Consider the following 17,072-nt stretch of genomic DNA (forward strand, 5'->3'; position numbering starts at 1 on the left):
CAGGGCCTTCACCTTTCCGGGGACAGCCCAAGGGGTGGGGGATCTGGCTGGAAGCGGGGATCGGACAATGAGGCGGAGCATTTCTGCGTGAGATCCCCGTCAGGTATATGGAAGTTCATTTTTTCGGATATGGGCCAGATCTCCAGGTATAAATGGTGTATTTGCGTCCTCTTTGTTGACAGTCTTTCTTCCTCTGGGCTAGATTGACGGCTTGATTTTTTCTGACAGGAAAAAAGAGGGTGGAGATGACGGAACAGGGTGCGGAAGCAGGGAAAATTTTTCTGGAAAACGGGGCCTTTGCCTTTGATTTTGACGGTGTGGTGGCGGACACCATGAGCCTTTTTTCAGCCATCGGCAGGGAGGAGTTCGGTCTTCACGACCTGTATCCGGAAAAGATCACGGACTATGATTTTTCCCGCTGCCTGGATGTGGATCTCGATACCCTGATCCAGATCATTGCCAAGGTGGTGGGGCCGGACTACAACCACCGTCTGGAACCCCTTCCCGGTGCGGATAGCGTGCTGCCAAGGCTTCTGGATACCGCAGGTTCCCTTCTTTTTGTGACCGCAAGACCGGATGCGGCTCCGGTACAGGACTGGCTGGAAAGGCGTCTTGGCCTTGGCAGAAAGTGTTTTGAGGTGGTGGCTACGGGCAGTTTCGACAACAAGGCTGAGGTGCTGGAAAGTCGGGGCAAGACCCTTTTTGTGGAAGACCGTCTGGAAACCTGCTTCTATCTGAAGGATGCGGGGATTGAGCCTCTGCTCTTCACCCAACCCTGGAACCGCAGGCCCCATCCCTTCCATGAGGTGCGCTCCTGGGCGGACATTGCCGGGTTTTTCGGGATCTGACCATGGAAGAAAAATTCTTACGGGAGATGCTGCCCCTCTTTTTGGAAAGTCTTGGAGCGGAGCGCAATGCCAGCGGTCATACGGTGATCGCCTACGAAAAGGACATCAGCGATTTTCTGGATGTAACGGAAAAAAAAAGGAAGACACCTATCCGCATTGCGGAAACCGACGGGGACATGGTACGCCTCTGGCTGGCGGATCTTTTCCGCAGGAAGATGGCCAGGAGCACCATCGGCAGAAAGCTTTCGGCCCTGCGCAGTTTTTGTACCTGGCTGATGCGTCAGGATCTCAAGGACACGGATCCCACCCTGGGGGTGCGCACCCCCAAAAGGGAAAAACATCTGCCCCGGTGGCTCACCGTGGATGAGGCTTTCCGTCTTCTCGACGGTATGCCCGCCTCGGACTGGCAGGATCTGCGCAACCGGGCACTTTTTGAAACCCTGTACAGCACGGGGCTTCGGGTATCGGAGCTGGCGGGTCTGGATGTGCAGGATATTGACGCGGAGCGGGAGCTGGTGCGGGTGCGGGCGGGCAAGGGGGAAAAGGACAGGCTGGTTCCCATCGGGCTTCCGGCCTTAAGGGCCATTGCCGCTTACCGGGAAGCCCTTTCCGGCCTTGCGGCCTTTCGTCTTCCGGAGGGAAGGGGGGGGCATGCCCTTTTCCGGAACACGCGCATGGCAAGGCTCGGGGTGCGCAGCATCCGGACGATTCTTGATACTGAGGCCAGGAGGGCGGGCCTTCCTATGCGGGTATCGCCCCACGACCTGCGCCACAGTTTTGCCACCCACCTTCTGGACGGGGGCGCGGATCTGCGGTCTGTGCAGGAGCTTTTGGGTCATGAGAGCCTTTCCACCACCCAGCGGTACACCCACATGACCCTGGACAGGATGATGGCCGTGTATGACAAGGCCCATCCCCGAAGCAAGACAGAGGAATAAGAATGGAAAACTTTCACGGCACCACCATTGTGGCGGTTCGCAGAAACGGGCAGACCGTTGTGGCGGGGGACGGACAGGTCACCCTGGGCAGCGCGGTGGTCAAGCACGGGGCGCGCAAGGTGCGGCGTATTTATAAAGATCGTATTGTGGTGGGCTTTGCCGGCGCCACGGCGGATGCCCTGACCCTTTCTGAAAAGCTTGAGGCCAAACTGGAGGCCTTTGGCGGCAACCTCACCCGGGCGGCTGTGGAGCTGGCCCGGGACTGGCGCACGGATCGTATGCTCCGTCGCCTGGAAGCCATGATGATCGCCGCCTCTTCGGAGAGCATCTATCTTCTTTCCGGCACAGGAGACATCATTGAGCCGGACAGCGGGGTTATCGCCATCGGTTCCGGTTCCGTGGCCGCCCAGGCCGCAGCGGAGGCGCTTTTCCGCCACACGGAAAAGACGGCGAGGGAGATTGCCGAAAATGCCATGGAAATTGCCGCAGGGCTTTGCGTTTATACCAATGCCCGGTTCACCATAGAGGAGATTTCCGGATGAACGAGATTGCCCGGATTGAGGAAAAAAGCCCAGGCGGTGACCACCTGACCCCCGCCCGCATTGTGGAAGCCCTGGATGCCTATATCATCGGTCAGCGTGCGGCCAAGCGTTCCGTGGCCATTGCCATGCGCAACCGCTGGCGGCGGCAGCAGGTGCCGGAGCATCTCCGGGACGAGATCGCGCCCAAGAACATCATCCTCATCGGCCCGACCGGCGTGGGCAAGACGGAAATTTCAAGACGTCTCGCCAAGCTGGCGGATGCCCCTTTCATCAAGGTGGAGGCCTCGAAGTTCACGGAAGTGGGCTATGTGGGCCGGGACGTGGAATCCATGATCCGGGATCTCACGGAAATCGGTGTGGCCATGGTGAAGGAAAAGGAGCAGGCCGCCGTGGCGGAAAAGGCCCTGAACCTTGCCGAGGAAAAAATTCTGGATGCTTTGCTGCCTCCGGGCCGCAGCTCAAGCCCTGTACTGGACGGGAGCATTGATCTGGTGGGTGCCGGGGATGCGGGCAGCACCCGGGAAAAGCTGCGCAGTCTTCTGCGCAAGGGCAAACTCGATGGCCGGGAGATTGAAATTGAAACCACGGAAAAGCCCAAGGGTATGGTCATGGACATGTTCTCCGGCACGGGCATGGAAGAGGTGGGCAACAATTTCAAGGAAATGATGGCCGCCTTCATTCCCAGACAGACCCGCCGCAGAAAGATGACGGTCAAGGAAGCCCTGGAAACCATGGCCACGGAAGAAGGCCAGCGCCTGGTGGACATGGAGAAGGTGGGCCGGGAAGCCGTGGCCCTGGTGGAAAATTCCGGCATTGTCTTTCTCGATGAGATCGACAAGGTGGCGGCCCGCAGCGGTGGCAAGGGGCCGGATGTGTCCAGGGAAGGGGTACAGCGGGATCTTCTTCCCATTGTGGAAGGCAGCACGGTGAACACGAAATACGGGCCGGTGAAAACGGATCATATCCTTTTTATCGCCGCAGGAGCCTTTCATATCTGCCGGCCCTCGGATCTCATTCCGGAGCTTCAGGGCCGTTTTCCCATCCGTGTCACCCTGGACAGCCTTGAAAAGGCCGATTTTATCCGTATCCTCACCGAGCCCCAGAACCGCCTTCCCCTGCAATATGCGGCCCTTCTGGAAACCGAAGGCCTTTCTGTCCGTTTTACCGAAGATGCCATTGAAGAGATCGCGGCCATTGCCGAAGAGGTGAACCGCCGTACGGAAAACATCGGCGCGCGCAGGCTGCACACCCTGATGGAAAAGCTTCTGGAAGATCCCTTATTTGACGGGCCGGATGTGACGGAAAAAAGCCTTTGTGTGGATGCGGCCTATGTACGGGAAAAATTGTCTGACATTAAGGCGGACGAGGATCTGAGCCGTTTCATTCTCTGAGCGTTTCTGTTCCTTTAGTTACGTAAGGGAGGGGCTTGCGTTTGATTTTTTTCAGGCCTTGAATCTGATTATCATTCGGGTAAGTCAATAAAAGGATTCGTTTTAATTATGAATAATGTTTTTCGAAAAGACATTCAAGGCTTAAGAGCCTGGGCTGTGATTGCTGTTTTGATGTTTCATTTTAAAATCCCAGGTTTTAGCGGTGGATTTGCCGGAGTAGATGTTTTTTTTGTGATATCTGGTTTTTTAATGACAGCAATTATAGCTGGGGGGCTTGAGAATAAGAATTTTTCCTTCTGGCGTTTTTACATGGCAAGAGCCAGGAGGATTATTCCGGCTCTTGCTGCTCTTGTAACTGTGCTGCTCATTGTTGGCTGGTTTTGGCTACCTACACCAGATTATAAGACTCTGGGTTCTCAATCAGCTTATTCTCTCCTTTTTTTATCTAATATATATTTTTGGAGATCTGCCGGGTATTTTGATGCAGCAGCGCATGAAAAATTACTTTTACATACCTGGTCACTTTCCGTGGAATGGCAATTCTACCTTCTTTTTCCTCTTTTTCTTGTAATCCTTTGGAAGATTAGGCCGGGAATCAAGATGTGGTGTTTTGGGGGGGGGCTTATACTCCTTTTTGTGTCGTCGTTTGTTTTAAGCTGTATAGCAACGCCATGGAAACCTACACCCGCTTTTTATCTTTTGCCAACAAGAGCATGGGAGATGGCCGCCGGTGGCCTCGTTTTTTTTGCAGGGCGAGGTTTGTATTTTTCTGTTTTTTTTCAAAAAATATTGGAAGGATTGGGGTGGTTGCTGATCGCTATCTCATTTTTTTTATTTTCTTCAGATTTTCTATGGCCCGGAGGCTGGGCCTTGATTCCAGTGGCAGGAACAGTTTTGGTGATGTTGGCTAATAATCAGAAAAGTTGGATCAGCTCAAGCCGTCTTGTTCAATGGATTGGGACACGTTCTTACTCTATCTATCTTTGGCATTGGCCCCTTGTAGTAACTCTTTATTATTTGGGATACCATGGAAATAAATATTTTATTTTTATGGGTATTTTGATTAGTTTTATTTTAGGTCATTTTTCATATTTTTTCGTAGAAAAACCTGCGAGAATTTTTTTACCGAAAAAAGGTATTATACAAGAAGTTTTTGTTTTCGTTATAGTTCTTGGATTCTTAGGCGGAGCCTCTGTTGCAGTGAGACTGATCGAATTTGAAGGAAGACTTCCGGAATTGGTTGAAATTGCAGCAAAAGAAGCAACTAATAAAAACACTCGTAGGCCAGAGTGCTTTGATGTTGCAACAGAGCATGGTTCTCCAGGGTGTGTTTTTGGTAATGACAATAAGATTAAGGCAATTCTGATGGGAGATTCTCATGCTGCAAGTGTAATTTCTGCCGCAGGTAAGGCTGCTGAAAAATATGGGAATGGGGTGGTGTTTTGGGGGATGGATAGCTGCCCTACAATGGCATCTATCAAATCTACAAGCCGAAGTAGACGATCTTCAAATCCTTTAAGGTGTAATAACTTTAATTTATGGGCGTTTAAGGAGTTGGAGAATTATTCTGAAGATATTCCCTTAATTCTGGTAAGCAGAACATCCACCTATGTTATGGGTGCCAATGAACCTGATAGAAAAGAAGAAGCAAAGTTCACATCTGTATATTTCAGCCAGGAGTACCTGTATCGTAATGATCCGTCATTTCAGAAAGAGTTCAAGGATGTTCTTGTGCAAACAGCCTGTAAATTGGCGGAAAAACGGCCCGTTTATATGATGAGACCAGTGCCGGAAATGGCTTTGGATGTTCCAAAAACTTTAAGTAGAAATATTCTTTTAGGTAGAGACAATGGTGATTTTACCATACCGATTGAAGTTTACTACGAACGCAATACTTTGGTGTGGGAGGCACAGGATGAGGCTGCACAAAAGTGCGGAGTTAAAATTTTAAACCCCTTGCCTTGGCTTTGTGATGAACTGAAATGTTATGGTTCAAGAGATGGAAGACCACTCTATTTTGATGATGATCATTTGAGTGAATATGGAAATACATATTTGATTCCTATGTTTGAAGAAGTTTTCAGGGCATCAGCGAAAGGGTTTCATTCCCTTTAACTGAAAAAATAATAATTTGATATTATCCGTGGAAAAAACACCATGCCATCACAGAACGTAGCAGACATTCTCATTGAAGCCCTGCCCTATATCCGGCAGTTTGCGGGCAGCACCATTGTGGTGAAATACGGCGGTCACGCCATGGTGGATGAGCAGCTCAAGATGGATTTTGCAAGGGACATCACCCTGTTGAAATACATCGGCATCCATCCTGTGGTGGTGCATGGCGGCGGCCCCCAGATCAACGAGGTCATGGACCGCATGGGCATCAAGCCCCAGTTCGTGCGCGGGATGCGTCTTACGGACGCCGAAACCATGGACGTGGTGGAAATGGTGCTGGGCGGCAAGGTCAATAAGTCCATTGTGGCCCAGATTGCCCAGGCGGGCGGCAGGGCCGTGGGCATCACGGGCAAGGACGCGGGGCTGGTACAGGCCCGGAAGATGACCATCGTGAAGGAAGGGGTGGGAGACGCCCCCCCTGAAATCATTGATCCCGGCCTTGTGGGCGAGGTCACCCGCGTGAACCCCGAGATTCTCCGCACCCTCACGGACAAGGGTTTTATTCCCGTGGTGGCTCCCGTGGGTGTGGGCGAAAACGGGGAGACCTACAACATCAACGCCGATGTGGTGGCCTGCCGCATTGCCGCAGCCCTCAATGCCTTCCGCCTCATCCTGCTGACGGATGTGGACGGTGTGCTGGATCGGGATAAAAAGCTGATCCACTCCATCGACGCGGAGACTGTCCGCCGCATGATCGGCGATGAAAGCATTGTGGGCGGTATGATCCCCAAACTGGAATACGCCCTTTCCGCCCTGTCCGGCGGTGTGGGCAAATGCCATATCATCAATGGGACGCGGCGGCATTCGCTGCTGCTGGAACTTTTCACGGATCAGGGAATCGGAACGGAAGTCCTTTTATGAGCGAGAATCTGCAGACACGGGCCGACGCGGTGATGGCCCACACCTATGCACGCTACCCCTTAACCCTTGTGAAGGGGGAAGGCGTCCGGCTCTGGGACGAAGAGGGCCGGGAATATACGGATTTTGTCAGCGGCATTGCCGTGTGCAGTCTGGGCCACAGCCATCCGGCCCTGACCGAGGCCCTCAGCCGTCAGGCGGCCCTTTTGGTGCATGTCTCCAACCTTTTTTACACCGAACCCCAGGTGAAGCTTGCCGAATGGCTGGTGAGAAAAAGCTTTGCGGACAAGGTCTTTTTCTGCAATTCCGGCGCGGAAGCCAATGAGGCGGCCATCAAGCTGGCCCGGAAATACGGGCATGGGCATAAGGGGCCGGACTGTCATCACATCGTCGCCATGGAAAAATCCTTCCATGGCCGCACCATGGCCACCCTTACGGCCACGGGTCAGGAAAAGATCCGGGAAGGCTTCTCGCCCGTGCTTGAAGGCTTTTCCCATGTGCCCTACGGCGACCTTGCCGCCCTGGAGCAGGCCGTGACGGAGAACACCTGTGCGGTGATGCTGGAGCCGGTTCAGGGTGAAGGCGGTATCCGGGTGCCGGAAGCGGGGTATCTGGAAGGGGTGCGCCGTCTTTGTGACGAAAGGGGCATTCTCCTGATCTTTGATGAGATCCAGACGGGTATCGGACGCACGGGAAAACTTTTCGCCTATGAGCACTCCGGTGTGGCTCCGGACATCATGACCCTGGCCAAGGCTCTGGGCAACGGGCTTCCCATCGGTGCCATGCTGGCAAAGGATGCGGTGATGGCGAGTTTTACCCCCGGCTCCCACGCCAGCACCTTCGGTGGCACGCCTCTGGTGACCGCAGGGGCCCTTGCCGTGATGGAGATCCTGGAAAAGGAAGGGCTGGTGGAACGCTGTGCCGCGATGGGCCAGTATTTTAAAGAAAAACTGGACGGGCTTCTCTGCCATCCGGTGGCAAAGGAAGTGCGGGGACTGGGGCTTCTCATCGGCATCGAGCTTGCCTGCGACGGCGTGCCCCTGGTAAAGGCCATGATGGAAAAGGGCTTTATCATCAACTGCGTGCAGGGCAATACCCTGCGCTTTGTCCCGCCCTTCACCATTGAAAAAGAGGATATCGACGCCATGATTGCGGCCCTGGACGGGCTTCTTTCGGAAATTCATATTTAGCCGCATTTTTTTGAAGGGAGGAAGAGAGCTGGTGAAAAAGGATCTGCTGCATCTCGGAGAACTGAGCCGGGAGGATTTTCGTCTGCTGATGGACCGGGCCGTGGAGATGAAGGCCAGACGGCGTCAGGGCATTGTGGACCGGCCCTTTGCGGGCAAGGTCATGGGCATGGTGTTTGACAAGGCCTCCACCCGCACCCGTGTGTCCTTTGAGTCGGCCTGGGCGCGTCTGGGCGGGCACCCCATGTTCCTGTCCACCGGCGCCACCCAGATGAGCCGTTCCGAACCGGTGCGGGATACGGCGCGGGTGCTTTCCCGCTACATCGACGTGCTGGTCATCCGCACCTTTGCCCAGGAGCTCATCGAGGAATTTGCCGCATGGTCTTCCATTCCCGTGATCAACGCCCTGAGCGACCGCTTCCACCCCTGCCAGATTTTAAGCGACCTGCTCACCGTGGTGGAGATGCGGGGCGGCTTTGACAATCTTCCCAGCCTGAAGTTCGCCTGGGTGGGGGATGGCAACAACGTGGCCCACTCCTGGATCAACGCCGCAGGCGTTCTCGGTTTTCCCCTGGTGCTGGCCTGCCCCGAAGGCTATGATCCGGATGCGGATATCCTGGCCCTTGCGGAATCCCGGTCTCCGGGCAGGGTGACGGTGGTGCGCAGTCCGGAAGAAGCCATGGAAAAGGCCGATGTGGTCTATACGGATGTCTGGGCCAGCATGGGCCAGGAAGAAGAGCAGAAAAAGCGGGAAAAGGATTTCGCGGGTTTCTGTGTGGATGAAAAACGCATGGGCCTTGCCGCAAAGGATGCCCTGGTGCTGCACTGCCTGCCCGCCCACAGGGGAGAAGAGATCACCGACGGGATCATGGAATCCCACCCCGAGCTCTGGGATCAGGCGGAAAACAAGATGCACATGCATGCCGCCCTTCTCGACTGTCTTGTGAACAGAAAAACGTCCTGAAAAAGGGGCTTCACGCAGAGCTACCGTGTGTGAAGCCTTTTTTGGATTGAAAAACCAGCGGATGCAGCTGTAAAAAGATTTCATGCTCCGTTTTTATTGATTGTATGATCTGCATGATTCCGGAATCCGCATTCCGGAACCTTATTCCTGTGATGGGGGGAGAAAACCTTACATGAGTGATGTGAAAAAAGTGGTGCTTGCCTATTCCGGCGGGCTGGATACATCCGTGATCCTGAAATGGCTCATTGAAGTCTATGGCTGTGAGGTCATCAGTTTCTCCGCGGATATCGGTCAGGAGGAAGAGCTGGACTTCATCCGGCCCAAGGCCCTGAAAACCGGGGCTTCCAAGGTGTATATCGACGATCTCCGGGAAGAGTTTGTCCGGGACTATGTTTTCCCCGCCTTCCGGGCCAACGCCATTTACGAGGGCCAGTACCTTCTGGGTACCTCCCTCGCCCGGCCCCTCATCGCCAAGCGTCAGATGGAGATTGCCAAGATCGAGGGTGCGGACGCCGTCAGCCACGGCGCCACGGGCAAGGGCAACGATCAGGTGCGCTTTGAACTGAGCTATTTTTCCATTGATCCCCACATCCGCATCATTGCTCCCTGGCGGGAATGGGATCTTACCTCCCGCACAGCCCTCATGGCCTTTGCGGAAAAGCACGGCATCGAGGTGCCCACCTCCCCCAAAAAGCCCTACAGCACGGACCGCAACCTCCTGCACATCAGCTACGAGGGCGGGGTGCTGGAAGATCCCTGGGCGGCGGCCACGGATGACATGTACACCATGAGCATCGCTCCGGAAAAGGCTCCGGACGTTCCGGAGATCGTTGAAATCACCTTCCGCGCCGGAAACCCGGTGGCCGTGAACGGGGAGGAGATGAGCCCGGCCCTGATGCTGAAGACCCTGAACACCCTGGGCGGACGCAACGGCATCGGCCGCATCGATCTTGTGGAAAACCGCTTTGTGGGCATGAAGTCCAGAGGCGTCTACGAGACCCCCGGCGGCACGGTGCTGCGTCAGGCCCACATGGCCATGGAGTCCATCACGCTCGACCGGGAAGTGGCCCACCTGCGGGACAGCCTCATCCCCAAATACGCGGAACTGGTGTACAACGGTTTCTGGTTCTCGCCTGAAATGCGGCTTCTCCAGCACATGATCGATGAAACCCAGACCATGGTGAACGGCGTGGTGCGGCTGAAGCTCTACAAGGGCCAGTGCTATGTGCTGGGCAGAAAGTCCGATAACTCCATCTACTCTGAAGCCTTTGCCACCTTTGAGGATGACAAGGTGTACCGCCAGCGGGACGCCGAAGGCTTCATCCGGCTTAACGCCCTGCGGCTCCGCATCCAGAGACTGATGAAGTCCTGACCTCTGTTGTTTTTCATAAGTCTTCTTTTTTAAAGAATTTTTATCCGAAGGGCGGTCTGATTCAGGCCGCCTTTACCGTCATAAGAGGAAAAAGATAAGAGGAAAGAATCATGGCCGAAAAACCCTGGGACGGACGTTTCGCCATTCCCACAGACAAAAGTGTGGAGCGCTTCACCTCCTCCATCGCCATCGACTCCCGCATGTTCCGGGAGGACATTCAGGGCTCCATTGCCCATTCCCGCATGCTGGCCTCTGTGGGCATTCTCACCGATGCGGAGGCGGACGCCATTGAAAAGGGCCTGAGGGAGATTGAAAAAGAGATTGAGGCTGGCCGTTTTGCCTATGACGACAGCCTCGAAGATATCCACATGCACATCGAGACCGCCCTCACGGAAAAGATCGGGGACGCGGCGAGAAAGCTGCACACAGCCCGCAGCCGCAACGATCAGGTGGCCCTGGACATCCGTCTCTGGCTGCGGCGGGAAACTCAGGAGATTCTTGATGGCCTGCGCCGTCTGCGCAGCGTTCTTGTGGATCTGGCCGAGGCCCACCTCCATGTGCCCATGCCCGGTTATACCCATACCCAGCGCGCCCAGCCCGTGCTCTTTTCCCATCACATGATGGCCTATTACGAGATGTTCACCCGGGATGCCAGACGTTTCGAGGATGCCCTGACGCGCATCAATGTCATGCCCCTCGGGGCTGCGGCCCTGGCGGGAACCCCCCACCCCATCGACCGGGAGCTTGTCCGCAGGCTTCTCGATTTTCCGGAAATGGCGGCGAACAGCATGGATGCGGTGGCGGACCGGGATTTCATCGCGGAATTTCTTTCCGCAGCCTCCATCTGCATGGTGCATTTTTCCCGGATTTCCGAAGAGCTGATTCTCTGGTCCACCTCGGAGTTTGCCTTTATCCAGCTTTCCGACGCCTTCACCACGGGTTCCTCCATCATGCCCCAGAAGAAAAACCCGGACATTCCTGAGCTGGTTCGGGGCAAGACGGGCCGGGTGCTGGGCCATCTCGTGAACATCCTCACCCTCATGAAATCCCTGCCCATGACCTACAACCGGGACATGCAGGAAGACAAGTTCCCGCTCTTTGACGGCGTGGATACCTTAAAGGACGTGCTGGACATTTATATCCGCATGCTGCCCACCATGAAGGTGCAGGAAGAACGTCTGAAAAAGGCCTGCGAAACGGGCTTTCTCAACGCAACGGACATGGCCGACTATCTCGTGGAAAGGGGACTTCCCTTCCGCAAGGCCCACAGCGTGGTGGGAAAGGCCGTGGCCTATGCCCTTTCCTGGGGCAAGGAGCTTCAGGATCTTTCCCTCAAAGACCTGAAGGAGTTTTCCGGGCTGGTGGAAGAGGACATTTTTCAGGCCCTTTCCGTGGAAAGCATGATCAACCGCAGGCGTTCGGCGGGAGGCACGGCCACGGAGAACGTGAAGGCGGCTATCCGCAGCGCACGGACAGTTTTATAGAACCGTTTTATTGCCTGTAAGAAGCTTTTTCCCTTCAGGAGCCGGGGGGATTCCGCCTGAAGGGGAAAACTATAGGCAAAGGGGGCATTGTGGCCGTATCACCTGAAGACGCAGAACTTCCCAACCGCTGGCGGGTGGTGGCAGGATCCCTGCTCATGCAGCTCAGTCTGGGAGCCATTTATACCTGGAGCCTTTTTAACCAGCCTCTGGTGGAGGCTTTTGGGTGGACACCCGGTGACACGGTGTTCACCTTTTCCCTTACCCTGGCTTTTTTTTCCCTGGCCGTGATTGTGGCGGGCAGGGTGCAGGACAGGGTGGGGCCCCGCAAGGTGGCCATTGCCGGTGGCCTGCTTACGGGACTGGGGGTGAGTCTCGCCAGTTTTGCCACCCATATCTATTTTCTTTATGCCAGTTATGGCGTGATTGCGGGTCTTGGCATCGGTGCGGCCTATGTCACGCCCCTGGCCACCTGCTCCAAATGGTTTCCGGAAAAAAGGGGGCTGATCACAGGGCTGATTCTTGCGGCCCTCGGTCTCGGCGGGATGCTGTTCAAACCCGTGATTCTTTTTTTCATTGGGGAATTCGGGGTCTCCCGTTCTTTTCTCTATCTTGGTCTCATCTATGGTGTGCTGCTTGTGACGGGAGCCATGGCTCTGGTGGTGCCGCCGCCGGGATACAGGCCCGCAGGCTGGTGTCCTTCCCCCGCCTCCCATGGCGGTGGAATTTCTCTTTCCTCAAAGGATTTTACGCCCCTCGAAGCCATGCGTACCCCACAGTTTTACATGCTGGTGATCTGGATGTTTTTCGGGGTTTCCGCAGGGCTCATGATCATCAGTGTGGCGGCCAATATCGGGACGACCCTGGTGGGGCTGAGTCTTGGGGCTGCGGGCAACGCCGTGGTCACGATATCGCTTTTCAACGCCTTTGGCCGTCTGGGATGGGGATGGATTTCTGATCACTTTGGCAGGAAGGTTGCCATGCTGGGCATTTTTGTCCTGCTCAGTCTCGCCATGTTCTACATGGCCCTCATCCCCATGGGCTATGCGGGCTTTCTTGTGGCCACCTGCGCCGTGGGCTTCAGCTTCGGAGGTCTTGCCGCCATGCTGCCGACCCTGACGGCGGAATGGTTCGGGCTTGTGCATGTGGGCAACAATTACGGGGCCATTTTTATCTTTTACGGCCTTGCCGCCCTGACAGCACCACGGCTTGCCATTGCCATTGGTTTTGAAAAAGCCCTGCTGGTGGCGGGGACGGCCTGTGTGGCAGGAGTGCTGGTGGCGGTTTTTGCCAGAGCACCCGGAGACAATGCGGGGATTCCGATGCACAAAAGGCGAGCGCTGTGATGGGAGCGGACAGGAGGGGGATACAGGGGGAGATCATGATTCAGAAAGCAAAGAATGCACTGGGGCCATTGGGCAAAAAAGGGGGGCGCTTCACCCTTCTTGTCTGTGTCCTTTTTGCGGTGGCCTGTGGTCTCAAGGCACCTCCCCTTCCTCCGGGAAAAAGCCTTCCCGCCACTCCTGAGGCCCTTCTTGCCCGGCCAACGGCTTCAGGCTTTCTTCTTTCATGGGAAATCCAGGGGGAGGCTCCCGCAGGCTTCCGGGTATTTCGTGCGCCCCTTTCAGATGCGGACTGTGACCAGTGCCCCCCTGCCTATGTTCTGCGTGCGGTGCTGGGGCCTGAGGCGAGAAGCTTTGAGGACAGGGCCGACCCGGACCGGGGCTTTCTCTATGAGGTGCGGGGGTTTCTTGCGGGCGGTGCGGAAGGGCCGGGAGCCCGTGTCAGCACAGCCCCCGCTGAAGGAAAAGGGTTGTGAACCGGGCCTGGATTTCCCTTGGAGCCAATCTCGGAGACCCCGAAGCCAGTCTGAACCGGGCGCTTGACGGTCTTTCCCGCTGTCCGGGGGTGCTTGTGGATGCGGTTTCTTTTTTTTACAGAACCGCCCCCACGGATTATACGGATCAGCCGGATTTTGTGAACGCCGCAGCCCGGATTCTCACTTCCCATGACCCTGAAATTTTCTTTGGTCATCTGCTGCGGCTTCAGAGGGAGGCGGGGCAGGGGCCGAAGGCCTGCCGGTTCGGCCCGCGCCTTTTGGATCTGGATCTTCTTTTATATGAAAATACGGTCAGTACCTCTTCCCATCTGATTCTGCCCCATCCCAGAATGCACCTGCGCCGTTTTGTCCTTGTTCCCCTCTGCGATATGGATCCCGGAATGCGGCATCCCCTGCTGCATGAAACCATGGCGGATCTTCTGGCAAGACTTCCGGAAGATGGTCAATGGGTGGAAAGGCAGCTTTTTACCCGAGAGCGGGTGTAAAGCCCCTTCCGGACTCATTTACCATGGTGTTCGGCAAGGTATGCGATCAGAAGGGCTTTTTCCGTATCCGTCAGTTGGGCGCCCTTACCGACCATGCGGTTCACGGTTTTTTCCCATTGTCTTTTGTCTTTTCGGGTTTGGGTGACTTTGGCGGCTCCATGGCAGGAAGCACAGCGGGTCTCAATGAGAGCTGAGCCTTCCTGTGCCGTTTCCGCCCCAGCGAAAGACAGGGCGAAGGGAGCGGTGCAGAGGGCAAGGCCCAGGGAAGCAGTGAAAAGACATCTGGAGAAGCGGGGTGGTGTCATGACAAAACTCCTTGGTGGATGATGGGAGGACGTTTTCAGGAGTTGCTGAGGTACCTGCCCAGACGCAGGAGTCCCTCTTCTCTCGATACCAGGGGGACATACCCTGTGTCCCGGCAGAGATCCTGAATGTCAAACCAGTGCGCCGTACTCAGCTCCTTCACCGTGAAGCGTGTGAGCAGAGGCTCTCCTGGAAGACGAAAAAAAGCATAACTCTTTTCCATGAGCTGTGCCAGGCCCATGGCCAGGGCCAGGGGAATTTTCCGGGACACGGCGGGTTTGCCGCCAGTATGCAGAATGGCATTCACCATGTCCCAGAGGGGGATGGGGCTGTTGTCCGATACAAAATAGGTGCGCCCGGAAAGTTCCGGCCTTCTGGCAAGGGCCTGATCCGCAAGAAGATGGGCCCAGGCCGCATTATCGATGTACACCGTGTCAATGAGGGGGTTCTTCGGGCCGATGCGGGCCAGCCGTCTGGCCCTGGCAAGAATACGCGGGACAAGATGGTTATCTCCGGGCCCCCAGATGAGGTGGGGGCGTAAGATCATGCAGGAGAGTCCTTCGGCTGCTGCCTGCCGGACTTTTTTTTCTGCCTCTGCCTTGGTTTTCGGATAGGCGGCACTGTAGTGTTCCGGATAGGGATGGGAGGCGTCCACGCCTTCCAGATCGGTGCCGTCAAAGATTACCGAAGGGGAACTGGTGTGGATGAGGCGGCAGCCTGCGGCCCGGCAGGCTTCAATGACATTGTCCGTTCCATCCACATTGATGCTGCGGTAGTTTTCTTCCGGGCCCCAGACCCCGGCAAGGGCTGCGGTGTGAAAAACCGTATCCACCCCCTCTGCGGCCTGCATGACCCTGTCCCTGTCCCGGATGTCCGCCTCTGTCCAGACACAATGTTCTTTTTTTTCAGGAATTCCCGTTTTTCCCCGTGCCAGGATACGGACTTTCCATCCGGCTTCCAGCAGCATTGTTGTAATCGCCGAACCGAGAAAGCCGTTGCCACCCGTTACCAGGGCCTGTTTCATTTCATCCTCCTTTTTACCCAGACAGTCAGGTTTTCCCGGTGGATTTTGGCATTGTGACGGATATCCACGGGAAAGTCCGGATGGAAAAAAAGATGGCGGATTCCGGAAGTATGGTCAAAGGCTCCCGCAAGTTGCAGCAGTTCGCCGCGAAGTTCGGCCCGTTTTTTACGGGAAAGTTTTCTGTTCCAGGTTTCAATGACAATGACAGGGGTCTGATTGCCTTTCGGGCCAATCCCCACGAGGGCGCTGCGTTTCACTTTTTTGTGGGTGTTGAAAATGGCTTCGCAGGGCAGGGTATAGAGTTCGCCCTGAAGGGTGCAGACCCTGTGGGATTTACGGCCACAGAACCAGAATCTTCCGGAATTGTCCTTCCAGGCCAGATCTCCCATGCGATGCCAGAAACCTTTTGAATCGGCGATTTTGGAGAGGCGATCCGCCTCCTTGTTTTCAAAATAGGCGGAAGTGACCATGGGGCCCTGGGCGATGATTTCGCCAATTTCGCCTTCAGGGAGTTCCCTGGCGTCCGTGAGGGTGGCAATGGCCTCCTCCGTGATGGCGATGATGCGGATGTCCACCCCTTTGAAGGGTCTTCCCACACAGATTCCCATGCCCTGATCCGTGAAGGAGCGGGTTTCCGAAAGGATTTCGCCTGCGGTGATGCCCATGAGGGGAACGGCTTCCGTGGCCCCATAGGGGGTGTGGAGAAGGGCAGGGGTGCCGATAACGGGCACAAAGGACTGAAGAATGTCCGAACGGACGGGGGCGCCTGCACAGACCACCCGTTTCAGGCTGGGAAGGCGTATGCTTTCCCGGCTGCCATAACGGCCCAGACGATCCAGAAGGGCGGGAGAACAGAACATGGTGGTGATGCCATGATGCCGGATGGCCTCCAGAAGAGGTCTGGGATCTGTTTTTCCCGGTTTCGTGGGATTCATTTCCGGTACAAAGGCCGTCATGCCGAGGGCGGGGTCAAAGAGGGCAAAGAGGGGAAAGGTGGGCAGATCCCGGTCATCCTCCGTGATGTCAAACTGCTGGCGTATGGTTTCGATCTGGGCACGGAAGTTGGCATGGGTGTAGCAGACGCCCTTGGCAGGGCCTGTACTGCCTGTGGTGAAGAGGATGGCGGCCAGGGTTTCCGGTTCGCAGGGAGCGGTTTCAAACCCCGTTATTTCACTGGAAAGGAGCCTGTCCAGGGTTTTGATGCCAGGCAGGGAAAGGCTTCGGGTGCTCACGGCATGACGTACATGGGAAAAGGCCTTTGGAAAAAGCAGGCGGAAGAGGTGGGCTTTGGGGATGCCCACCAGGGCCGTGGCCCGTGTGGAGGCGAGACAGTCGGCCATACGCCGGAGGCCCATGCCGGGATCGACCACAACGGGTATGGCACCTGCCTTGAACAGGGCAAAGGTGAGGATGAAAAAATCCCGTCCCGGTGGCACCATGAGTACGGTGCGGGTTCCAGGAAGAATGCCCATGGCCTGAAGGCCTGCCGCAGCCCTGGTGCTGAGGCTGTCCAGCTGGGAAAAGGTGAGCTGGGTGCTGCGCAGATATCCGCGACCATCCTTTCCCGCAGGGATCACAAGGGCCCTTTTATAAGGGGTGCGGAGGGCGTTTTCTGTGAGCATGAGGGCAATGTTGGCGTTTTCCATGTAAAACCTCTGGAACAA

The 17,072-nt window shown here is 55.8% G+C and carries 16 protein-coding genes; 13 read left to right on the forward strand and 3 right to left on the reverse strand.

The features are described 5' to 3' along the window. Window positions 1-245 precede the first annotated feature (245 nt). The 13 genes from BR04_RS01415 to folK all read left to right on the forward strand — a co-directional run bounded on the left by BR04_RS01415 (window position 246) and on the right by folK (window position 14,081). On the forward strand, window positions 246-848 hold the full coding sequence (locus tag BR04_RS01415) for a 5' nucleotidase, NT5C type (RefSeq protein WP_496354190.1): 603 nt from the start codon (window positions 246-248) through the stop codon (window positions 846-848). 2 nt (window positions 849-850) lie between these two features. Continuing rightward, window positions 851-1,786 (forward strand): tyrosine recombinase, encoded by a 936-nt coding sequence (locus tag BR04_RS01420; protein WP_496354191.1) that lies wholly within the window; start codon window positions 851-853, stop codon window positions 1,784-1,786. A 2-nt stretch (window positions 1,787-1,788) separates the two neighbouring features. Next, window positions 1,789-2,328 carry an ATP-dependent protease subunit HslV gene (hslV, locus tag BR04_RS01425; protein WP_496354192.1) on the forward strand — a complete coding sequence of 180 codons (540 nt, stop codon included), beginning with the start codon at window positions 1,789-1,791 and terminating at the stop codon, window positions 2,326-2,328. After that, complete coding sequence (gene hslU, locus BR04_RS01430) at window positions 2,325-3,719, forward strand: ATP-dependent protease ATPase subunit HslU (RefSeq protein ID WP_496354193.1); 1,395 nt, start codon at window positions 2,325-2,327, stop codon at window positions 3,717-3,719. The genes hslV and hslU overlap by 4 nt, the downstream gene beginning before the upstream one ends. A gap of 108 nt (window positions 3,720-3,827) precedes the next feature. Then, on the forward strand, window positions 3,828-5,834 hold the full coding sequence (locus tag BR04_RS01435; protein WP_496354194.1) for an acyltransferase family protein: 2,007 nt from the start codon (window positions 3,828-3,830) through the stop codon (window positions 5,832-5,834). Window positions 5,835-5,876: 42 nt separating this feature from the next. Then, the gene (argB, locus tag BR04_RS01440; protein WP_496354195.1) at window positions 5,877-6,755 is read left to right on the forward strand and encodes an acetylglutamate kinase; all 879 of its coding nucleotides are present in this window, start codon (window positions 5,877-5,879) and stop codon (window positions 6,753-6,755) included. After that, on the forward strand, window positions 6,752-7,942 hold the full coding sequence (locus BR04_RS01445) for an acetylornithine transaminase (RefSeq protein WP_496354196.1): 1,191 nt from the start codon (window positions 6,752-6,754) through the stop codon (window positions 7,940-7,942). Before argB ends, BR04_RS01445 begins: the two co-directional genes overlap by 4 nt. Window positions 7,943-7,973: 31 nt before the next feature. Next, window positions 7,974-8,903: an ornithine carbamoyltransferase gene (gene argF, locus BR04_RS01450; protein ID WP_496354197.1), complete on the forward strand. Its 930-nt coding sequence runs from the start codon at window positions 7,974-7,976 to the stop codon at window positions 8,901-8,903. A 172-nt stretch (window positions 8,904-9,075) separates the two neighbouring features. Further along, the gene (locus BR04_RS01455) at window positions 9,076-10,275 is read left to right on the forward strand and encodes an argininosuccinate synthase (RefSeq protein WP_496354198.1); all 1,200 of its coding nucleotides are present in this window, start codon (window positions 9,076-9,078) and stop codon (window positions 10,273-10,275) included. Between the two features lie 110 nt (window positions 10,276-10,385). Beyond that, the gene (gene argH, locus BR04_RS01460) at window positions 10,386-11,759 is read left to right on the forward strand and encodes an argininosuccinate lyase (protein WP_496354199.1); all 1,374 of its coding nucleotides are present in this window, start codon (window positions 10,386-10,388) and stop codon (window positions 11,757-11,759) included. Between the two features lie 89 nt (window positions 11,760-11,848). Further along, window positions 11,849-13,102, forward strand: coding sequence for an L-lactate MFS transporter (locus BR04_RS01465; protein WP_496354200.1), 1,254 nt, complete (start codon window positions 11,849-11,851; stop codon window positions 13,100-13,102). 35 nt (window positions 13,103-13,137) lie between these two features. Beyond that, entirely contained in the window at window positions 13,138-13,575 is a 438-nt protein-coding gene (locus BR04_RS01470; protein WP_496354201.1) for a hypothetical protein, read from the forward strand. Further along, window positions 13,572-14,081 (forward strand): 2-amino-4-hydroxy-6-hydroxymethyldihydropteridine diphosphokinase, encoded by a 510-nt coding sequence (gene folK / locus BR04_RS01475; protein WP_496354202.1) that lies wholly within the window; start codon window positions 13,572-13,574, stop codon window positions 14,079-14,081. Before BR04_RS01470 ends, folK begins: the two co-directional genes overlap by 4 nt. 14 nt (window positions 14,082-14,095) lie before the next feature. Here the strand turns inward: folK and BR04_RS01480 are convergent, their stop codons facing one another. The 3 genes from BR04_RS01480 to BR04_RS01490 are packed head-to-tail and all read right to left on the reverse strand — an operon-like array spanning window position 14,096 to window position 17,054. Beyond that, window positions 14,096-14,386, reverse strand: coding sequence for a c-type cytochrome (locus BR04_RS01480; RefSeq protein ID WP_496354203.1), 291 nt, complete (start codon window positions 14,384-14,386; stop codon window positions 14,096-14,098). A gap of 35 nt (window positions 14,387-14,421) precedes the next feature. Then, a complete protein-coding gene (locus BR04_RS01485) occupies window positions 14,422-15,408 on the reverse strand; it encodes an NAD-dependent epimerase/dehydratase family protein (RefSeq protein WP_496354204.1) in 987 nt (328 codons plus the stop codon). Beyond that, window positions 15,405-17,054 (reverse strand): fatty acid CoA ligase family protein, encoded by a 1,650-nt coding sequence (locus tag BR04_RS01490; RefSeq protein WP_496354205.1) that lies wholly within the window; start codon window positions 17,052-17,054, stop codon window positions 15,405-15,407. Before BR04_RS01490 ends, BR04_RS01485 begins: the two co-directional genes overlap by 4 nt. Window positions 17,055-17,072 lie beyond the last annotated feature (18 nt).

The sequence above is a fragment of the Desulfobotulus sapovorans DSM 2055 genome (assembly GCF_059569355.1).

Coding starts and splice junctions, on each gene's coding strand:
- BR04_RS01435 (WP_496354194.1), top strand. CDS start 3,828: ATGAATAATGTTTTTCGAAAAGACATTCAAGGCTTAAGAGCCTGGGCT.
- hslV (WP_496354192.1), top strand. CDS start 1,789: ATGGAAAACTTTCACGGCACCACCATTGTGGCGGTTCGCAGAAACGGG.
- BR04_RS01490 (WP_496354205.1), bottom strand. CDS start 17,054: ATGGAAAACGCCAACATTGCCCTCATGCTCACAGAAAACGCCCTCCGC.
- BR04_RS01470 (WP_496354201.1), top strand. CDS start 13,138: ATGATTCAGAAAGCAAAGAATGCACTGGGGCCATTGGGCAAAAAAGGG.
- BR04_RS01485 (WP_496354204.1), bottom strand. CDS start 15,408: ATGAAACAGGCCCTGGTAACGGGTGGCAACGGCTTTCTCGGTTCGGCG.
- BR04_RS01455 (WP_496354198.1), top strand. CDS start 9,076: ATGAGTGATGTGAAAAAAGTGGTGCTTGCCTATTCCGGCGGGCTGGAT.
- BR04_RS01445 (WP_496354196.1), top strand. CDS start 6,752: ATGAGCGAGAATCTGCAGACACGGGCCGACGCGGTGATGGCCCACACC.
- argB (WP_496354195.1), top strand. CDS start 5,877: ATGCCATCACAGAACGTAGCAGACATTCTCATTGAAGCCCTGCCCTAT.
- argH (WP_496354199.1), top strand. CDS start 10,386: ATGGCCGAAAAACCCTGGGACGGACGTTTCGCCATTCCCACAGACAAA.
- BR04_RS01415 (WP_496354190.1), top strand. CDS start 246: ATGACGGAACAGGGTGCGGAAGCAGGGAAAATTTTTCTGGAAAACGGG.
- BR04_RS01480 (WP_496354203.1), bottom strand. CDS start 14,386: ATGACACCACCCCGCTTCTCCAGATGTCTTTTCACTGCTTCCCTGGGC.
- BR04_RS01420 (WP_496354191.1), top strand. CDS start 851: ATGGAAGAAAAATTCTTACGGGAGATGCTGCCCCTCTTTTTGGAAAGT.
- hslU (WP_496354193.1), top strand. CDS start 2,325: ATGAACGAGATTGCCCGGATTGAGGAAAAAAGCCCAGGCGGTGACCAC.